We start from the raw sequence: 15,775 nt of genomic DNA, 5'->3' as shown, positions 1-15,775 counted from the left end.
TTTTCAACCGTGCCGCTCCATTTGTGTCTGCGTCTTTATTTTACAAAGCAATCGTTTTATCATACAATAGAGTATGTTTTCATGGGATTTCGAGAACGATGCGAAAAAAGATACGAGAAAGGTCGATATTCTATATGATCGAAGGAGAGATGCGGCCGTCGCGCCGCGCGGCGTTCATGGAGGGGATGCGCGACGGGGTGCCGATCGCGCTCGGATATTTTGTCGTGGCGTTCACGCTCGGCATTCTCGCGGAGACCGCGGGCCTCACGCCGTGGCAGGGGTTCGTGACGAGTCTTCTCAACATCGCCTCGGCGGGCGAGTACGCGGGCTTCACGGTGATCGCGGCGCATGCGCCCTACCTCGAGCTGGCGGTGCTGACGCTTGTGGCGAATGCGCGCTATCTGCTCATGGCGGCAGCGCTCACGCAGCGGTTCTCCTCGGAAACCTCCCTCGCCCACCGCCTTGCGGTCTCCTTCGGCGTAACGGACGAGATCTTCGGCATCACGGTCGCGCGCGGCGGCCGCATCGATCCGTACTATAACTACGGGGCGATCGCGGTCTCGGTTCCCGTCTGGTCGATCGGCACGTCGATCGGCATCATGGCGGGCGGGATTCTCCCCGCGGCGGCGCTCTCGGCGCTCTCGGTCGCGCTCTACGGCATGTTCGTCTGGGTGATCCTGCCGCCCGCGAAAAAGAGCCGCGTCATCGGCGGGATGGTGCTCGCGAGTTTCCTGCTGTCCTTTGCGACGGCACACGCGCCCCTCGTGTCGGATCTCTCGGGCGGCACGCGAACGATTATCCTGACGCTGCTCATCGCGGGTCTCGGCGCGGCGCTCTTCCCCGTGCGCACGGAAGGAGAGAACGGCGATGCATGATATTTGGAGTTATATCGCGGTGATGTCGGCGGTAACGATCGCGATCCGTCTCACGCCGGCACTTCTCCTGCGTCACGAGATCAAAAATGTCTTCGTGCGCTCGTTTCTCTACTATGTGCCGTATGTGACGCTGGCGGTGATGACGTTCCCCGCCATCGTCGAGGCGACGCGTCTCCCGGCGGCGGGCGCGGCGGCATTCGCCGTCTCCGGCTGGCTTGCGTGGCACGGGGCGAGTCTCTTTCGCACGGCCGCCGCGGCGTCGGCGACGGTCTTTCTCGTGGAACTGCTCTTTTTCCCATAATCCCGTGCGGTCTCTCCCATTTGCTATCTCAAAATATTCATTATATAATAGAGAGAACATATCATGAGAGGGGCGTATTCTCATGGATTTCGACTGTTGGACGGGCATCCTCGTCGAGGGGAAGCCGTACACGATCGTGGAGAAAATCCGGTATAAGGAGAAGGGTTCGGACGACCGCTGGACGGAATACGGACTTGTCGCCGAGGGTGAGGCGAGCCGCATGTGGCTGACCGTCGAAGGGGACAATCTCGCGTGCACGCTCAGCAGGACGGCGCATCGGTCGACCGCGCCGCAGGGCTACGCGCTCCGAGACAAGGGGGAGCAGGTCGTCACGGGCGTGTGGGGCGACACGGATGCCTCCGTCGGGGATACGGCATCGTACCGACAGTATCGGCATGTGGACGGAAAGCGTTTCTTTTTCATCGAATCATGGAAGGGCGGCACACAGGATGCCGCCGAGGGACACAGTGTAAAGCCGGGGGACATTCGTCTCGATCCCGAGGTCTCTGAGACGCGCGTCGGCGCGATGAAGTGGTCGGCGCGAAAGAAGCGGTTCATGAACGGGCTGTCACAGAGCGTTACCGTTCTCGGTGTGGGGCTGTTCTTCTTCTTCATGATCGATGAGATGCCCGATATCGGGACATGGCACGATCTGCGCCGCCTCGCGGGGATGCCCTACGCGATGGAGGAGCGCGTCGAGGATGCGCCGTACGAATCGAAGGAACACAGCGCGGACGGCGCGAAGGTCTACGATGTGGATACGGATGCGGGGACGGCGGCGCTCGATCTCATCGAGGGTATCGACGGGCGCATCATGGAGGGGCATACGGAGCTCTCTCTGCCGGCGCATCCCTTCGTCCTGCGCACCGTGCAGGAGGAGGCGCGGATCACCGCCGCATCCGCGGGGACGGCGCGCATTGCCTGTGCGCCGCGCGGCGCCGACGACACGCCCGCACAGGAAAAACTCAAACGGGACTATACGCTCGCACGCTACGCGGAGGTTGTCCGTACAGGGGATGTGCGCGGTCGTTCCGTTGTCGTTCGTCCGTAGCAGTTTAGGAGAAGATAGGAGTGCCCCTTATGATCGATCTGTCCGTCCTCATGCTGACCGCGTTTTACGCCATGTTCGGCATCTTGATGATGATTGTCTCGAACGTCGTCATCGATTTCTTCATCCCCGGGGATTTCTCCGAGGAGATTCGGCGCGGCAACCGTGCGGTCGCGTGGCTCTCGGCCGGTTCGTTCATCGGGATCGGCGAGATTCTGCGGGCGGTCATCGCTGCGCCCGTCTATGATGCTGCGCCGCTTGATTTCGTGGGCGGCGCCGTCGCGAGCGCCGTCTATGCGGCGGTCGGCATTGTTTTCTTCATCCTCGGGTTCTTCATCATCAATATCTGGCACCGGAAATACGAGCTGCCCGAAGAGATCATGCGCGGCAATACGGCGGCGGGCATCTTCGTCTTCGGCATCTTTGTCGGGCTTGCGCTCGTGATCAGCGGCGCGCTGCGCTAACGGGGCGCGCCATGGAGAACGCAGGACGAAAGGCAAAAATTCTCGCCGCCGTATTTGTTTCGGTCGCGGCGCTCGGCGCGGGATATTACTATCGCAACGACATCACATATGAACTGTGCGCGCTCGTACATCCCGCATGGAATGCGGGCGAACAGCGACTCGCGGATGCCTATGGGCGGCGCTATACGCTCATGAACGGCGGCGACGGGACGGAGACGGCGCTCTACGACGACGACACGGCGGTGACGTTTCGCCGCGACGAGGCGGGCAATCTCATCTGGGAGTACGGCACGGCGAGCCTCCTCGCGCCGATTGCCGCAAACTATTTCGCATTCCACGGGATCGCCTATCCCGGCGGCGCGATGGATGTGTCTGCGATGACCTATCGCCCCGTGGGGACGCTCGAGGCGCTGCCCGCGCCGCCCGGCCGCGTCCAAGGGGTGTCCCGCTACCACGGCGGCGCCGGACGCGGCTATTGGGGACGCAGCGGCACGAATTATGACGGGAAGAAGAGCGGGAATGTCAAACAGCTGACGCGGAAATCTGGCTTTGGGCGCGCGGGGGTGCGCTCGTCCGGACACGGGTCGTGAGGAATCTGCCATGAGCGCATCCGAAACCTACATCGATCGGCTCGATCCCGATATTTTCACCTATATCAATTACGGCGACTATGCGGATCGCTATCCCGCCCATACGGCGCAGGAGTTCCCGCAGACGCTTTACGAGGAGATGCGTGCGGCGTCGCGGGGGCTTTTTCATGTGTTTTGCAAGGCGGCGGCGGTGTTCCGGGAGGCGCCCGACGATTTTGCGCGCGCGATGGACATGCCCGAGGAGCTGCTGCCCTATCTGCGCGCGCCGAACGCGTTCGGACTGCCGACATGGCTCTCGCGGTTCGACTATGTGCTGGACGAGACGGGACAGATCCGCATGGTGGAGATCAACGCGGATACGCCCTGTTTCATCATCGAGAGCTACTATGCGAACGGCGTCGCCGCGGACTATTTCGGTAAAGCCGACCCGAACGCGGGCACCATGGCGCAGCTGCGCGTCTTTCTCTCGCATGTGTGGGAGCGCTGCGCCGGCACCGCGGCACCTTTTGTCTTCGCCTGTTTTGACGACTACCCGGAGGATCTGGCGAATACGCTCTTTTTACAGCGGCTCATGCGGGAGACGCATCCGCAGGCGGACATCCGCTTCCTCTCGTTCTACGATATGGAGATCGACACGAACGGCATCGTCCTCCCCGACGACGCCTATGCGGGTGCGCTCTACCGCCTGCACCCGATGGAGATCCTCATCGACGAGCGCACGCCCGCGGACGAGCCCCTCGGCGCGATGTTCCTCGACCTCTACAACAAGGGAAAGTTTGCGATGATGAACCCGCCCGAGGCGATCATTTTGCAGAACAAATCCTTTATGGCGCTCGTCTACGCCCTCGCGCGGACGCGGCAATTCTTCTCCGCGGAGGAATGCGCGCTCGCCCTGCGCTATCTCGCGCCGTCGTATTTCGAGGACGACTTCGCCGCACTCGCCGACGGCGCCTATATCCGCAAGGAGATTTGGGGGCGCGAGGGACGCAACGTCAGCATCGTACAAAAAGAAGGCAGCCGCACGCGGACTGCCCTTGAAAAGTATGTGGAGAACTACGACGACATCGTCTGCCGTACCAGCCGCAAGGCGATGTGCCAGGACTTCATCCGTCAGCCGCGCTTTCGGCACACGGTGGATTCCGGCACAAAGGACGGGTACCTCACGCTGTCCTGCTTCATGCTCTTCGGCGAGCCGTCCGCCGTCGGCGCGCGCTTCTCCCCCGAGGAGATCGCGGGGACCGAGGCGTATTTCGTACCGCTTGTCACCGCGGAATCATAGGATATTCGCTCTTCTCATTATCGAAAATATGTGCTATAATAGATACAAGTGACAGACGAGGTTCGGCCTCCCGTCGGGAGGTGATGCGCATGACGCTCTACGAGATGCTTTCGCTTGCGATTGCCGCTTTGACGCTGATTGTCGGCATTATTTCTGCTCTGCTGCGTCTCTGACGCAATAGAAAAAGAACCGTCCACGGTTCGTGTCGGCTCTTCTTCAATCTACTAGATTCTAGGGAGTGACCGACGACACCACTCGGCTGTCACTCTTTTTGTGCTCTTATTATAGTTTTTCCCGCGAAAATTGTCAAGCGGTCCCGCGCCGCTCGATCCAATTCCCGACGAGGAAGAACGCGAGCGAGGCGGCGATGCCGACGGCGATGGGGTGCAGGCCGAACGGTTTCAAACCGGCCGCCATCGCGATGCAGTAGACGAGCGTCCCTCCGCCCATGGAGCAGAGCGCGCCCGTGCGCGTTGCCCATGACGTAAAGAGCCCGAAGACGAGCACCCAGAAGAACGCCGTCTCGAGGCCGCCGAACGCGAACATGTTGATGAGCCAAATGAGCGACGGCGGCGCGACGGCGAGAATGAATACGACGACCCCCAGCGCGGCGGTAATGCCCATGGAGAGACGCCGCAGCGTCTGCTCCGGGACGGACCGGCCGCTTTTTTTCATGTGATGGAGGTAGACGTCCTTCACCACCGCGGAGGACGCAACGATAAGCACGCCCGAAATCGTCGAGATGGACGCCGCCAGGGGGCCGATGATTGCAAACCCGAGCAGCGCGGGCGGCATCACCGCCGTCATGAGGTGCGGGATCACGCTGTCGACGCCGCCGAGCTCCTTCGCGGGGACGGAGAGCACGCCGCGCCCGAGCACGCCGACGAGATTCACCGCGATATTCATAAACGCAATCACGATCGTCCCGATGATCATCGCGCGGCTCATATCGCGGCTGCTCCGATAGCTGACGGCGCGCACGACCGACTGCGGGAGCGCGATCGTGAGCGCCCCGACGAGCAGCCACTGCGAGATGTAGAGCGAGACGGGCATATGCCCCGCGGACGTCGGCGTCAGCATCTCCGGATGCGCCGTCCGCAGCGTCTCAAGGATGGCCGCAAGTCCGCCGCCCGCGTCCAGCACATAGTAAAAGAGCAGCACGATCCCCGCCATCATCACAAGCGCGCAGCAGGTATCCGTCAGCGCAACGGCACGGAACCCGCCGATCGACGTATAGACGACGACCACAACGCCGAAGAGCACGAGCCCCAGCTCGTAGCTGTAGCCCGTCACGGCCGCAAAGAGCTGCGCCCCGCCGACGAACTGCGCCACCATCGACGCCGCAAAGAAGAGCACAATGGCGAACGCCGCAAGCGCCGCGAGGGCATCCGAGCGATAGCGGTCGCGGATGATGTCCACAATCGTCACCGCGTGAATCCGACGGGCAAGGCGCGCCACCTTTTTTCCAAAGATGCCGAGCACGAGGAATATCGTCATCGCCTGAATGACCGCCATGTAGATCCAGCCGAAGCCGATCTCGTACGCCATGCCCGGGCCGCCGACGAACGAACTCACCGAGCTGTACGTCGCGACCATCGTCATCGCGAGCACGAACGCGCCGAGCGACTGCCCGCCGACGAAGTAGCCCGAGAGGAACCCGCCCGTCCCCTCGTGCCGCCGCACATAGACGCCGAGCGCGAGCATAAAGGCCATAAAGCCGAGCAGGGGGAGGAGCACATAGAGCGTACTCATCGCGTCTCCCCCTCTCCCGCCGCATCGTCAAAGGGAATATCCGCCGCCGTCCGCGCAAGGTACACGGCAAGCAGCGCCCCGACGGCCATCACGCCGACCGTCCCCGTCACCGCCCACAGCGGGAACCCCGCGACCGTCACATCTACGTCTGCGAGCCCGAAGCCCAGCAGCGTCCACGCCGCGGCAAACAGCACGGCAGCAGCCGCGGTACGCCTCGCCTCACGGGCGATGGCGTCCGCACGTCTCTCTTCAGTTGTCATAGTTCCTCCTCATTGCCGCCGTCGGACGCATTGCAGCGCTGTCCGCGGCATCTAACAATAAAATATACCGCCCTATCCTATCATAATTCGACACGCCGCGCAAATCTTTTCCCAATGCTCCCCTATCGATGAAAACTTCTTGATAAATATATTAAAATCGCTATAATAGGGAACGTCGGGCATCAAAGTCCTATAGTGGAACGGTAACGGCTCATTGCCCGCCGGGCACAGCCGTTCCCCAAGCGCACGCCGCCGCATCGATCGGCACAATGCCGCATCGTATTTCATTTTCCTATAAGGATTATTTTCTAATCATAAATCTTCCTCTAAAACATTGCTTAAATTCATTGAAAGGTATAAAATACAGGTTGGATGTTTCTTGGAAACGCCGTCGCAGGAATCGGCGCTTCCAATCCAAGGAAAGGAATGGGATTACATTTGGGCATCAAGCAAAAACTGCTCCTCATGGGTACTCTTATGGCGCTCTTGGTCGTCGCGATCTGCGGCGTCGGCTACTACAAGGCGCAAAGCGCGCTCGAGGAGAGCATCGCGGGCGAGATCAACGCCGTCCTGCACGACGAATCCGATAAACTCGACGGCTGGATGTCGCGCAAGATGCAGCGTACGGAGAGCGCCGCAAACCTCGTCTCCGCGCTCGACGGCAATCCCGTCGAGATGGAACGCGAGGTCATGAGCCTCGCGCGCGACGACAAGGAAGTCATCGACCTCGCCTACGGAGCCGAGGACGGCCGCTTCATCAGCTGGGTGGACGGCAACTTTACGGGGCAGTTTGACCCGCTCGTCCGAGACTGGTACAAAAACGCAAAAGCTTCCGGCAAGCCGCTCTTCACGCCCGTCTATCAAGACGACTCCACGAAGAAGCCGATCATCTCCGCGGCCGTCCCGTACAAAGGCGCCGACGGTACGTTCCGCGGGGTCGTGCTCTCGGATATTTCCCTGAGCGCCCTCGAAGACAAAGTCAAAGAGCTGAAATATCACGGCGTCGGCGAAGGCATCGTTGTGGAGTCCGACGGTCTCATCATCGCCTCCTCCGAGGGGCAGGCCATGCACAAGGTGGACGAAAACGAGGTGCTGAAAGTCCGTTTCTCCGAGATGCTGCAGAATAAGAGCGGCTACTTCTCGATGGAAAAAGACGGACAGGAACAGATCATCGCCTACAGCACCGTCCCCTCGACCGGCTGGATCGTCGGCATCGCCGTCCCCGAGTCCGTCGCCTTTGCTCAGCTCAACAGCCTTAAAGTCACTTATACCGTCATGAGCCTCATCGGCATCGTACTCGTCGCGGGCATCATCCTCGCCCTGCTGCGCTTTGCAGCCACCATCACCGGGGCGACCGACCGCCTCATGCATCACGTGGATGCGCTCGCCAAAGGCCGGCTGAACCTCGAGGAACTCCCCGTTACCTCGCAGGACGAACTCGGCAGACTCGCCTCCAACTTTAACGCCATGATGAAAAATATCCGCGACCTCATCAAACAGGTTGCCGGAACCGCCGAGCAGCTCGCGGCGGCAAGCGAAGAGCTCACCGCGGGCGCGCATCAGATGGCGGAGTCCGCAACAAACGTCGCCTCCACCGTCGTCGAGGTCGCGAACGGCACCGAGCGTCAGCTCGACAGCGTCGCAGGGGCAAAGGAGAGCATCGACGGGGTCTCCGCCGACGTCACGCGCATGAGCGGACAGGCGGAAAAAGTTGCCGGCAGTTCCGCCGCCACCGCCGACGCCGCCCAAAAGGGCGAAGCGCTCATGAACGAAGCGATGGCGAAAATGACGGGCATTGAGCAGAGCGTCATGCATTCGGCCGAGGTCGTCGAAAAACTCGGCGAGAGCTCCAAGCAGATCGGCGAGATCGTCGAGAGCATCTCCGCCATCGCCGATCAGACGAACCTCCTTGCCCTCAACGCCGCCATCGAGGCCGCGCGCGCCGGCGAGACCGGCCGCGGCTTTGCCGTCGTCGCCGAGGAGGTCCGCAAACTCGCCGAGGAATCCCGCACGGCCGCCGAGCAGATCAAGGAGCGCATCACCGTCGTCCAGCGCGACACAGAAGAAGCCGTCGCCGCCATGCAGAGCGGCACCGCAGAGGTACAGGAAGGAACCGCCGCCATCCACGAGGTCGGCGCACAATTCCAGAACATCATGCATATGGTCGACGAGATCAAAGTCGAGATGGCGGAGATCAACGGCGCCATGCGGACCGTCGCCAAAGGCACCGAGAATCTCGTTGCCTCCGCCGACGACATCAACGAAATCAGTCAAACGACGGCCGAGCACATGCAGAGCATCTCCTCCTCGTCCGAGTCGCAGTCCGCCTCGAGCCAGGAGATCGCCTCGGCCTCGCAGGCACTCGCGACGCTCGCGACGGATCTCCAGAACACCACGAACAAGTTCAAATTCTAATCGGCTCCGATCAACTATTGGATCCGCAAAGGCACGCCGGAGGTATTCCCCGCCGTGCCTTTTTCATGTCTGCGCGGCGTATGCGACACGGCCGAACCATCATCCCCCGGATATCTCGGAAAATTTTCCCTAAATACGTATAAGGGCTTGATTAAGCTGTGCGGATTATATAGAATAAAAAAGGAACGCGATAGAATCGGCTTCCCTATAGAGTGGTTCCGTGTTTTTGAAGGAAGGGATTATTTTGGGGATCAAACAAAAACTCCTGCTGACGGGAATCCTCATGGCAGCGCTCGTCGTCGCGATTTGCGGCATCGGTTATTTCAAGGCGCAAAGCGCACTCGAAAACAGCATCTCCGGCGAGATCAAGGCGACGTTGACCGTCGAGAGCGAAACGCTGAACGGCTGGCTGAAAGAAAAAGGGCGTATCGCCCAAGCCACGGCAAATCTCCTCGCCGAATACGCGGGCAGGCCCGAGCAGTTCGACCAAAGCATGCTCAGCCTCGGTGCGGACGACAAGGACGTGCTTAACATCATCCACGGTGCGGAGAACGGCAGGTACATCCGCTGGACGACGGGCGACGCCACGGGTCGCGTCAATCCGCACGAACGCCCATGGTACAACGAAGCCAAGGCAAATGGGAAACAGGGATTCACCAAGGCGTATGAAGACCTCAACACCAAGAAGATCCTCATCTCGGCAATCGCTCCGTACAACGACAAAAACAATACGGTCGCGGGCGTCGTCTGCGTCGACATCTCCCTCGCCCCGCTCGCCGAACATATCAAAAACCTCAAGTATCACGGCGAGGGACAAGCCGCGATTATCGATCCGAGCGGCATCATCCTCGCCTCCTCCGAAGGGCAGGAAATGCAGCGCTTCGACCAGAACGAAGTGCTGAAAACGCGCTTCCCCGAGATGCTGCAAAAGAAAGCCGACTACTTCACAATGGAAAAGGACGGCGAAGAGCAGATCATCGCCTATGCGACCGTCCCCGTAAACGGCTGGATTGTCGCCGTCTCCGTACCGGAATCCGTCGCCTTTGCCGAGCTGAACAGCCTCAAACTGACCTACGCCGTGATGAGTCTCCTCGGCATCATCCTCGTCGGCGTCATCATCTTCGCCCTCCTGCGCTTTGCGGCCGCCATCACAGGCGCGACCGGACGCCTGATGGGGCATGTCAGCGCGCTGGCAAAGGGGGAACTGAACCTTCCGGATCTCCCCGTCACCTCCGAGGATGAACTCGGCCGGCTCGCATCCAACTTTAACGCCATGATGAAAAACATCCACGGTCTCATCAAGCAGGTTGCCGGCACCGCCGAGCAGCTCGCGGAGGCAAGCGAAGAACTCACCGCGGGCGCGCATCAGATGGCGGAGTCCGCAACGAACGTCGCCTCCACCGTCGTCGAAGTCGCCGACGGCACCAAACAACAGCTCACGAACGTCTCCGGAGCAAAAGCCGGCGTCGCAGCCGTATCCGGCGATATCCGCCGGATGACCGACGACGCGAAGCGCGTCGCCGCCGGTGCCGCCGCCACTGCAGACGCCGCCCAAAAGGGCGAAACCCTCATGAACGAAGCTATGGCGAAGATGACGGGCATCGAGCAGAGCGTTCTGCATTCGGCCGAGGTCGTCGAAAAACTCGGCGAGAGCTCCAAGCAGATCGGCGAGATCGTCGAGACCATCTCCGCCATCGCTGATCAGACCAACCTGCTCGCCCTCAACGCCGCCATCGAGGCGGCGCGCGCCGGCGAGAGCGGCCGCGGCTTTGCCGTCGTCGCCGAGGAGGTCCGCAAACTCGCCGAGGAATCCCGCACGGCCGCCGAGCAGATCAAGGAACGCATTACGGGCGTACAAAAAGACACTGCCGAGGCCGTCGCCGCCATGCAGAGCGGCACCGCAGAGGTACAGGAAGGAACCGCCGCGATCCACGACGTCGGCGCCCAGTTCGAGAGCATCATGAAGATGGTCGATACGATCAACGGCCAGATGGCGGAGATCGACAACGCCATGCAGACTGTATCGACGGGTGCCGAAAACATCGTCCGCGCCGTCGACGACATCAATGAGATCAGCAAAACGACGGCGGACCACATGCAGAGCATCTCCTCCTCGTCCGAGTCGCAGTCCGCCTCGAGCCAGGAGATCGCCTCGGCCTCGCAGTCGCTCGCGACGCTCGCAACGGATCTCCAAAACACCACGAATAAGTTCAAATTCTAAATCGGCATCCGCATACGTCGGAAAGGGCAGACGCGCCAAGCCGTGCGTCTGTCCCTTTGTTTTGGCAGTCCGAAAGATGTGCCCTCCGTTGTCGTTTCCCTCTGTCTCCCTTATAATTCGGCTGCCGGATAAAGGCTGTTTTATTTATTTCATTTTATACATATTTATAGTTATTTATCCTTATTTATTCTACCGAAAATAATTTTACAAAATAAAATCGCCTCGGCCGCAGTTTTCCTCCGGCCGAGGCGATTTCTCTCTATCGGGTTCTCATATTATCTCCGTATGGTGCGCGCGGTTCGCATGCGCCGATACGATATTTACTTGGTGCTCACGACGGCGATGTACGCAAACTCCTTGCCGTGATCGAAGAAGAAGTTGAACATCCTGCGGAACCGGTCGAAGTTCTCCGTGCGCAGACCGTTGCGGATGATCCTCATCGCGCCGTCGAATCCCTCGTCGCGCACGAGCCCCGCCGGGTCGAGGAGCGTCATATCGCCCGTCTTCGCCTCGGGTTCAAAGCCCGCGTTGCGGAATACCGACAGCCACATCTCCCCGGTCAGCGGGTCGACGTTCACGCCGATCGCACGCGAAATCCCCGCGCGCAGCTCCATCGCATGCTCCTCGTCGCGCGCGCGCAGGGCGACATCGTGCGTCAGAAGGACGCCGCCCGGACGCAGCACGCGGAAGTATTCGCCGACGGCGACCGCCTTCTTATCGCGCGGCAGCATCGTCAGCATCGCCTCGTTGATCACCACGTCGAACGATTCGTCGGGGAACGGCAGGGCGAGGGCGTTGCCTTCGACCACGTCGATCACGTCCGACAGATCGTGTTTCTCGACATTGGCACGCGCCTTCTCGAGCGCCTTCGGGTTCATGTCGAGCCCCGTCACCCGGCAGCCGTGCGCCTCGGCGAGCGCCACCATCGTCGTCCCCATGTTGCAGGCGACCTCGAGCACGCGCGTGTCGGCAGTGAAATCCGCCTGTCCGAGCAGCCACTCCGTCGCCTCTCGTCCGCCCGGACGCAGGCGCGTTTTGCCAAGTTTGGCGAGGAACTCATGTCCCGGCTCGGGCCTCTTCTCTTCTGCCATCGGAATCACTCCTTCTATATAAATGAAAGTTGTTTTCATCGATTTATATAGTATAGGTGAGATTCATTCCCCCGTGCTGTTGCACAAGTTACACATGTGGAAAAAGTATCAATTTAATGATACGAGGTTTTTGCTCCCCGGCAGCCGTACGTCAAATCAATAAAAAAAGCCGCCGCACCGCTGTCTTCAGGCGACAGTGTACGGCGGCTCCCCCCATTTCACGCGTATCAATGCGCGCCCTCGCTCCACGTGCTGTCGGTAAAGAGGTCGAGCGACTCGCCCGGCAGGCCGCGCTGCGCCGAGATCTCGAACGGAACGCGCCGCTCGCGGACGCAGGCGATGGCAAACATGTTGATCGCCGTGGACATGTTCATGCCGACGGCATTGCAAAAGTTCTCAAAGTTTTTCTTGAGTTCAGTGTCCATGCGAATGCTGATGCTGGTCTGTGCCATGTATGACAACTCCTTTACACATTCGTTACCATAAACAGCATATCACATTTCTCACGCGGGCGCAAGAGGAAGGACGATATCCATGCGCAGTTTTCGCAGAAGATTCGCCTTGCTCTTGCTGACGGCGTTCGCCGAGGTGCCGAGCAGGGCGGCGATGCGCCGCAGCGTGAGGTCGCGGAAATAGTGCAGGGAGAGGATCGCCTTCTCGCGGTCGGTGAGACGGTGCATCGCCCGCGCGAGGATCGCGTGCACGAGGAGCCGGCGGTCTGCGGCCGCGGTCGGATGTACCGTGCCGCCGATTCGCTCCCATGCGTCTCCGCCCGCCGCGTCCCGCGCCGGATGCGCCTCTCTGCCCCACAGGCGGCGCGCGCGGCGAAACGCCGTATAGAGCGCCGTATGGACCCTGCATGCCGCAAAGCCCGCAAAATATACGCCCCGCGCGGGATCATAGTCGTGCAGCGCCTCAAAAAAGGCGAGCGACGCGATGCTCTCGGCCTCGCTTGCAAGCGTTTCGCTCCGCAGATAGGAGGCGTGCGACGCGCGCAGGATCAGCCCCTGGTACCGCCCGTACATCTCCTCCTGCGCCGCCGTTTCCCCCGCTGCGGCGCGCGCGATCACGGCGTCCTCTTCTTGCTTCGTCAGCGGCGGGTGCGCTCCGCGCGCACAGTCCCGCGCGTCGGCATCTGCATTCGTCGTTTCTTTCATAACATATTTCTCCTTTCAAACACATGTTTTTATTTGAAAGGAGTATAGCAGGAAGAACGCCGCCGTGCAAAACGCGTATGAGGGCGATACGGCCGTTTCTCTAAAAAGATGCGCGGCCCCCGGTCGGCATGCGGACGCCCTCCGCGTCTGCCGGAACATAAGGAAACCGCGCGCAAAAAACCGCCGCAAAAGTTTCCTCCGCGGCGGCATCATCCGCATACGCTTATATCAGCCTCACTCCGAGAGCGCGGCAAGGGCGGCGCCAATCCCCTTCTCGTCGATGGTCTGGATGCAGGAGATCACATAGTCGTGCTCTTCGACGCGGAACGGGATCAGAAGATGCAGGCGCAGGCGCCGCTCCCCGTCCGGCATCAACTTGTGGAGGAGCACGGCGGTATGGCCGCTCTCATCCGGATGTGCCAGGACGCCGCGCAGGTGCTTCTCTCCGTAAAACGCTTTGCATGCCGCGCGGTCCTCGGGAACGACCATCTCGTCCGCGTAGCGCGCGACAATCTCCTCAAAATGGTCGTATGCCTCGACGTAGCGCGGCTCATAGACATCGCGGTAGAGCGAGGTCACCTTCTTCGTACCGAGGTCGTAAAGGTCAATGCGGTCGTAAAGCGCGACGATCTGATTGAGCGCCTCCTGCATCGACCCCGCCTCGGGGCTGAACCGCGAGATGTTGACCGTCGCCATGAGGAATACCGCGCGCGTCCCGGAATCGTCGCGCGTGACCTGCCGCAGCCGCACGCTGTTGAACGAGTTGCGCGTGATGAAGTCGGTATACGCCTCGCGCTCCGTGCGTTCCGCCTCGTCCATCATATGCCCGATCATGCGCCGGTTCTGCTTGAGCCGCCGCTCGTAATTCGGCGTGTCCGCACTCTCGTCGTCCAGCTCGATGTTGTGCAAAAAGAGGTCGAACATGCGGCTTCGATAGAGATAGCGGATCTCCCCGTCCTTGCGCTCGAGGATCGCGATCGACGGCGCATCGCCGATCTCGGGCGAACCGCGCCGCTCCGTCGGCTGGCTCGAGAGCACGTTGATCGCGCCGATCTGCGCGTAATACGAAGCGAGCCCGTAGGGTTCGACGCCCGCAACCGCGCCGTGCTTCTGACAAAACGCGACCATTTTATCCACGGGAATCGGCGGGCTAAAGAGATATCCCTGCACCTTTTCGCAGCCGATCTCGCGGAGAAACGCGAACTGCTCCTCCGTCTCGACGCCCTCGGCGAGCGTGTGCATCCCGATTTCCTTCGCCATGTTGACGATCGAGCGGATGACCACGCGGGATTTCGGATTCGTCTCAAAGTCCCGCAGGAACGCCATATCGATTTTGAGCACGTCAAAGACGTAGTCCTTGATGTTGTTGAGCGAGGAATAGCCGCTGCCGAAGTCGTCCATCCAGACCTCATAGCCCGCCGCACGGAAGCGCGCGATCTCGCTCTGGAGGAACGCCTCGTCCTCGTTGAGCGCGCCCTCCGTCACCTCGATGTTGAGCATGCTGCGCTCCATGTTGTAGCGGATGCGGATATCCTCCACCGCCTGCAGGATATCGAGCAGACGGAAATCCGCGCGCGAGATATTGACCGAGACACGCATCGGCTCCCAGCCGAGGATGTTCCCGCGGACGAGCATGTAGTCTTTGCATACCTGCTCGATGATGTAGAGATCGAGCTGGGGCGAGAGGTGCGCATCCTCGAGCACGGGGACAAAGACCCCCGGAGAGATCATCCCGTGGATCGGATCGCGCCACCGCGCCAGCGCCTCGAATCCCGAGATCTCGCGCGTCATCGTGCGGATCTCCGGCTGATAGAATACCTCGATGTGTCCCTGTTCCATCGCATCCTGGAACGAACTGATGATGTAGCTGCGGAAATTGATATCCTCTTCCATCGCGGGGTTGAACTCCGCCCAGGTGAGGTCATAGGTCTTTTTGATGCTGTTGCACGCGATCTTCGCGCGGTCCATGATCAGCGCGACATTGTACACATCCTCCGAAGGACGGTAGATGCCCGCTTTGACCTCCATCGCGACGCCGAGCTCATAAGTGCGCACGCGCTCGTGGATCTGCCGGATGCACGCGGGGATATCGTCCCGCAGCGTCGCCACGGCGAAATGGTCGTCATTGAACCGCGCGAGCAGGTCCCCCTCGAACGTCTCGCGCAGGAGGTCCGCCATATAGCGCAGGAACTGATTACCCTGCGGGAACCCGTAGCGCTGGTTGAAGCTCTTAAAATTTTCAATGTCAAAATAGAGGAAGGTGAGTTTCCCCGCCGCCCCCTCCTGCATCCGCACGGAGACATACCGCATGAACTGCATCAT

Annotated in this window: 14 protein-coding genes; 8 read left to right on the top strand and 6 right to left on the bottom strand. The window is 60.7% G+C overall.

Annotated elements, in window-relative coordinates; all coding sequences use genetic code 11:
* The first annotated feature begins 134 nt into the window (after nucleotides 1-134).
* The 6 genes from HMPREF9161_RS06530 (at nucleotide 135) to HMPREF9161_RS06505 (ending at nucleotide 4,557) form a co-directional block, all read left to right on the top strand.
* Nucleotides 135-875, top strand: coding sequence for an AzlC family ABC transporter permease (locus HMPREF9161_RS06530; RefSeq protein ID WP_009728899.1), 741 nt, complete (start codon nucleotides 135-137; stop codon nucleotides 873-875).
* Nucleotides 868-1,176, top strand: a complete 309-nt coding sequence (locus HMPREF9161_RS06525) for an AzlD domain-containing protein (protein ID WP_009728898.1) — start codon at nucleotides 868-870, stop codon at nucleotides 1,174-1,176. Before HMPREF9161_RS06530 ends, HMPREF9161_RS06525 begins: the two co-directional genes overlap by 8 nt.
* 82 nt (nucleotides 1,177-1,258) lie before the next feature.
* Nucleotides 1,259-2,227: a DUF4178 domain-containing protein gene (locus HMPREF9161_RS06520; protein WP_009728897.1), complete on the top strand. Its 969-nt coding sequence runs from the start codon at nucleotides 1,259-1,261 to the stop codon at nucleotides 2,225-2,227.
* Nucleotides 2,228-2,256: 29 nt separating this feature from the next.
* A complete protein-coding gene (locus HMPREF9161_RS06515) occupies nucleotides 2,257-2,688 on the top strand; it encodes a DUF350 domain-containing protein (protein WP_009728896.1) in 432 nt (143 codons plus the stop codon).
* Between the two features lie 11 nt (nucleotides 2,689-2,699).
* Nucleotides 2,700-3,278 (top strand): hypothetical protein, encoded by a 579-nt coding sequence (locus HMPREF9161_RS06510; RefSeq protein ID WP_009728895.1) that lies wholly within the window; start codon nucleotides 2,700-2,702, stop codon nucleotides 3,276-3,278.
* Between the two features lie 10 nt (nucleotides 3,279-3,288).
* Nucleotides 3,289-4,557 carry a glutathionylspermidine synthase family protein gene (locus HMPREF9161_RS06505; protein ID WP_009728894.1) on the top strand — a complete coding sequence of 423 codons (1,269 nt, stop codon included), beginning with the start codon at nucleotides 3,289-3,291 and terminating at the stop codon, nucleotides 4,555-4,557.
* Nucleotides 4,558-4,863: 306 nt separating this feature from the next.
* Here HMPREF9161_RS06505 and panF read toward each other — a convergent pair whose 3' ends face one another.
* Both panF and HMPREF9161_RS06495 read right to left on the bottom strand, forming a co-directional pair.
* On the bottom strand, nucleotides 4,864-6,309 hold the full coding sequence (gene panF, locus HMPREF9161_RS06500; protein WP_009728893.1) for a sodium/pantothenate symporter: 1,446 nt from the start codon (nucleotides 6,307-6,309) through the stop codon (nucleotides 4,864-4,866).
* A complete protein-coding gene (locus tag HMPREF9161_RS06495) occupies nucleotides 6,306-6,569 on the bottom strand; it encodes a DUF997 family protein (protein ID WP_009728892.1) in 264 nt (87 codons plus the stop codon). Before HMPREF9161_RS06495 ends, panF begins: the two co-directional genes overlap by 4 nt.
* A gap of 438 nt (nucleotides 6,570-7,007) precedes the next feature.
* On the opposite strand from HMPREF9161_RS06495, the gene HMPREF9161_RS06490 reads away from it, so the two are divergent.
* Nucleotides 7,008-8,984, top strand: coding sequence for a methyl-accepting chemotaxis protein (locus HMPREF9161_RS06490; RefSeq protein WP_037348623.1), 1,977 nt, complete (start codon nucleotides 7,008-7,010; stop codon nucleotides 8,982-8,984).
* A gap of 244 nt (nucleotides 8,985-9,228) precedes the next feature.
* Nucleotides 9,229-11,205, top strand: coding sequence for a methyl-accepting chemotaxis protein (locus tag HMPREF9161_RS06485; protein ID WP_009728890.1), 1,977 nt, complete (start codon nucleotides 9,229-9,231; stop codon nucleotides 11,203-11,205).
* A gap of 320 nt (nucleotides 11,206-11,525) precedes the next feature.
* On the opposite strand, the gene HMPREF9161_RS06480 is transcribed toward HMPREF9161_RS06485, so the two are convergent.
* The 4 genes from HMPREF9161_RS06480 to HMPREF9161_RS06465 all read right to left on the bottom strand — a co-directional run bounded on the left by HMPREF9161_RS06480 (nucleotide 11,526) and on the right by HMPREF9161_RS06465 (nucleotide 15,775).
* Nucleotides 11,526-12,296: a class I SAM-dependent methyltransferase gene (locus HMPREF9161_RS06480; protein ID WP_009728889.1), complete on the bottom strand. Its 771-nt coding sequence runs from the start codon at nucleotides 12,294-12,296 to the stop codon at nucleotides 11,526-11,528.
* 227 nt (nucleotides 12,297-12,523) lie between these two features.
* Entirely contained in the window at nucleotides 12,524-12,748 is a 225-nt protein-coding gene (locus tag HMPREF9161_RS06475) for a type II toxin-antitoxin system RelB/DinJ family antitoxin (RefSeq protein WP_009728888.1), read from the bottom strand.
* 51 nt (nucleotides 12,749-12,799) lie between these two features.
* A complete protein-coding gene (locus HMPREF9161_RS06470) occupies nucleotides 12,800-13,453 on the bottom strand; it encodes a sigma-70 family RNA polymerase sigma factor (protein WP_009728887.1) in 654 nt (217 codons plus the stop codon).
* Between the two features lie 234 nt (nucleotides 13,454-13,687).
* Nucleotides 13,688-15,775, bottom strand: a complete 2,088-nt coding sequence (locus HMPREF9161_RS06465; RefSeq protein WP_156804673.1) for a GGDEF domain-containing phosphodiesterase — start codon at nucleotides 15,773-15,775, stop codon at nucleotides 13,688-13,690.

Origin of the sequence: Selenomonas sp. F0473 (assembly GCF_000315545.1) — a bacterium.
Lineage (GTDB): Bacteria > Bacillota > Negativicutes > Selenomonadales > Selenomonadaceae > Centipeda.
The sequence above is the reverse complement of the archived record's forward strand: the minus strand, read 5'-3'. Positions and strand labels throughout refer to the sequence as shown.

What these genes read in the sequence shown, in the direction of transcription:
- HMPREF9161_RS06530 (WP_009728899.1), top strand. Translation starts at nt 135, where the DNA reads ATGATCGAAGGAGAGATGCGGCCGTCGCGCCGCGCGGCGTTCATGGAG.
- HMPREF9161_RS06525 (WP_009728898.1), top strand. Translation starts at nt 868, where the DNA reads ATGCATGATATTTGGAGTTATATCGCGGTGATGTCGGCGGTAACGATC.
- HMPREF9161_RS06520 (WP_009728897.1), top strand. Translation starts at nt 1,259, where the DNA reads ATGGATTTCGACTGTTGGACGGGCATCCTCGTCGAGGGGAAGCCGTAC.
- HMPREF9161_RS06515 (WP_009728896.1), top strand. Translation starts at nt 2,257, where the DNA reads ATGATCGATCTGTCCGTCCTCATGCTGACCGCGTTTTACGCCATGTTC.
- HMPREF9161_RS06510 (WP_009728895.1), top strand. Translation starts at nt 2,700, where the DNA reads ATGGAGAACGCAGGACGAAAGGCAAAAATTCTCGCCGCCGTATTTGTT.
- HMPREF9161_RS06505 (WP_009728894.1), top strand. Translation starts at nt 3,289, where the DNA reads ATGAGCGCATCCGAAACCTACATCGATCGGCTCGATCCCGATATTTTC.
- panF (WP_009728893.1), bottom strand. Translation starts at nt 6,309, where the DNA reads ATGAGTACGCTCTATGTGCTCCTCCCCCTGCTCGGCTTTATGGCCTTT.
- HMPREF9161_RS06495 (WP_009728892.1), bottom strand. Translation starts at nt 6,569, where the DNA reads ATGACAACTGAAGAGAGACGTGCGGACGCCATCGCCCGTGAGGCGAGG.
- HMPREF9161_RS06480 (WP_009728889.1), bottom strand. Translation starts at nt 12,296, where the DNA reads ATGGCAGAAGAGAAGAGGCCCGAGCCGGGACATGAGTTCCTCGCCAAA.
- HMPREF9161_RS06475 (WP_009728888.1), bottom strand. Translation starts at nt 12,748, where the DNA reads ATGGCACAGACCAGCATCAGCATTCGCATGGACACTGAACTCAAGAAA.
- HMPREF9161_RS06470 (WP_009728887.1), bottom strand. Translation starts at nt 13,453, where the DNA reads ATGAAAGAAACGACGAATGCAGATGCCGACGCGCGGGACTGTGCGCGC.
- HMPREF9161_RS06465 (WP_156804673.1), bottom strand. Translation starts at nt 15,775, where the DNA reads ATGATGCAGTTCATGCGGTATGTCTCCGTGCGGATGCAGGAGGGGGCG.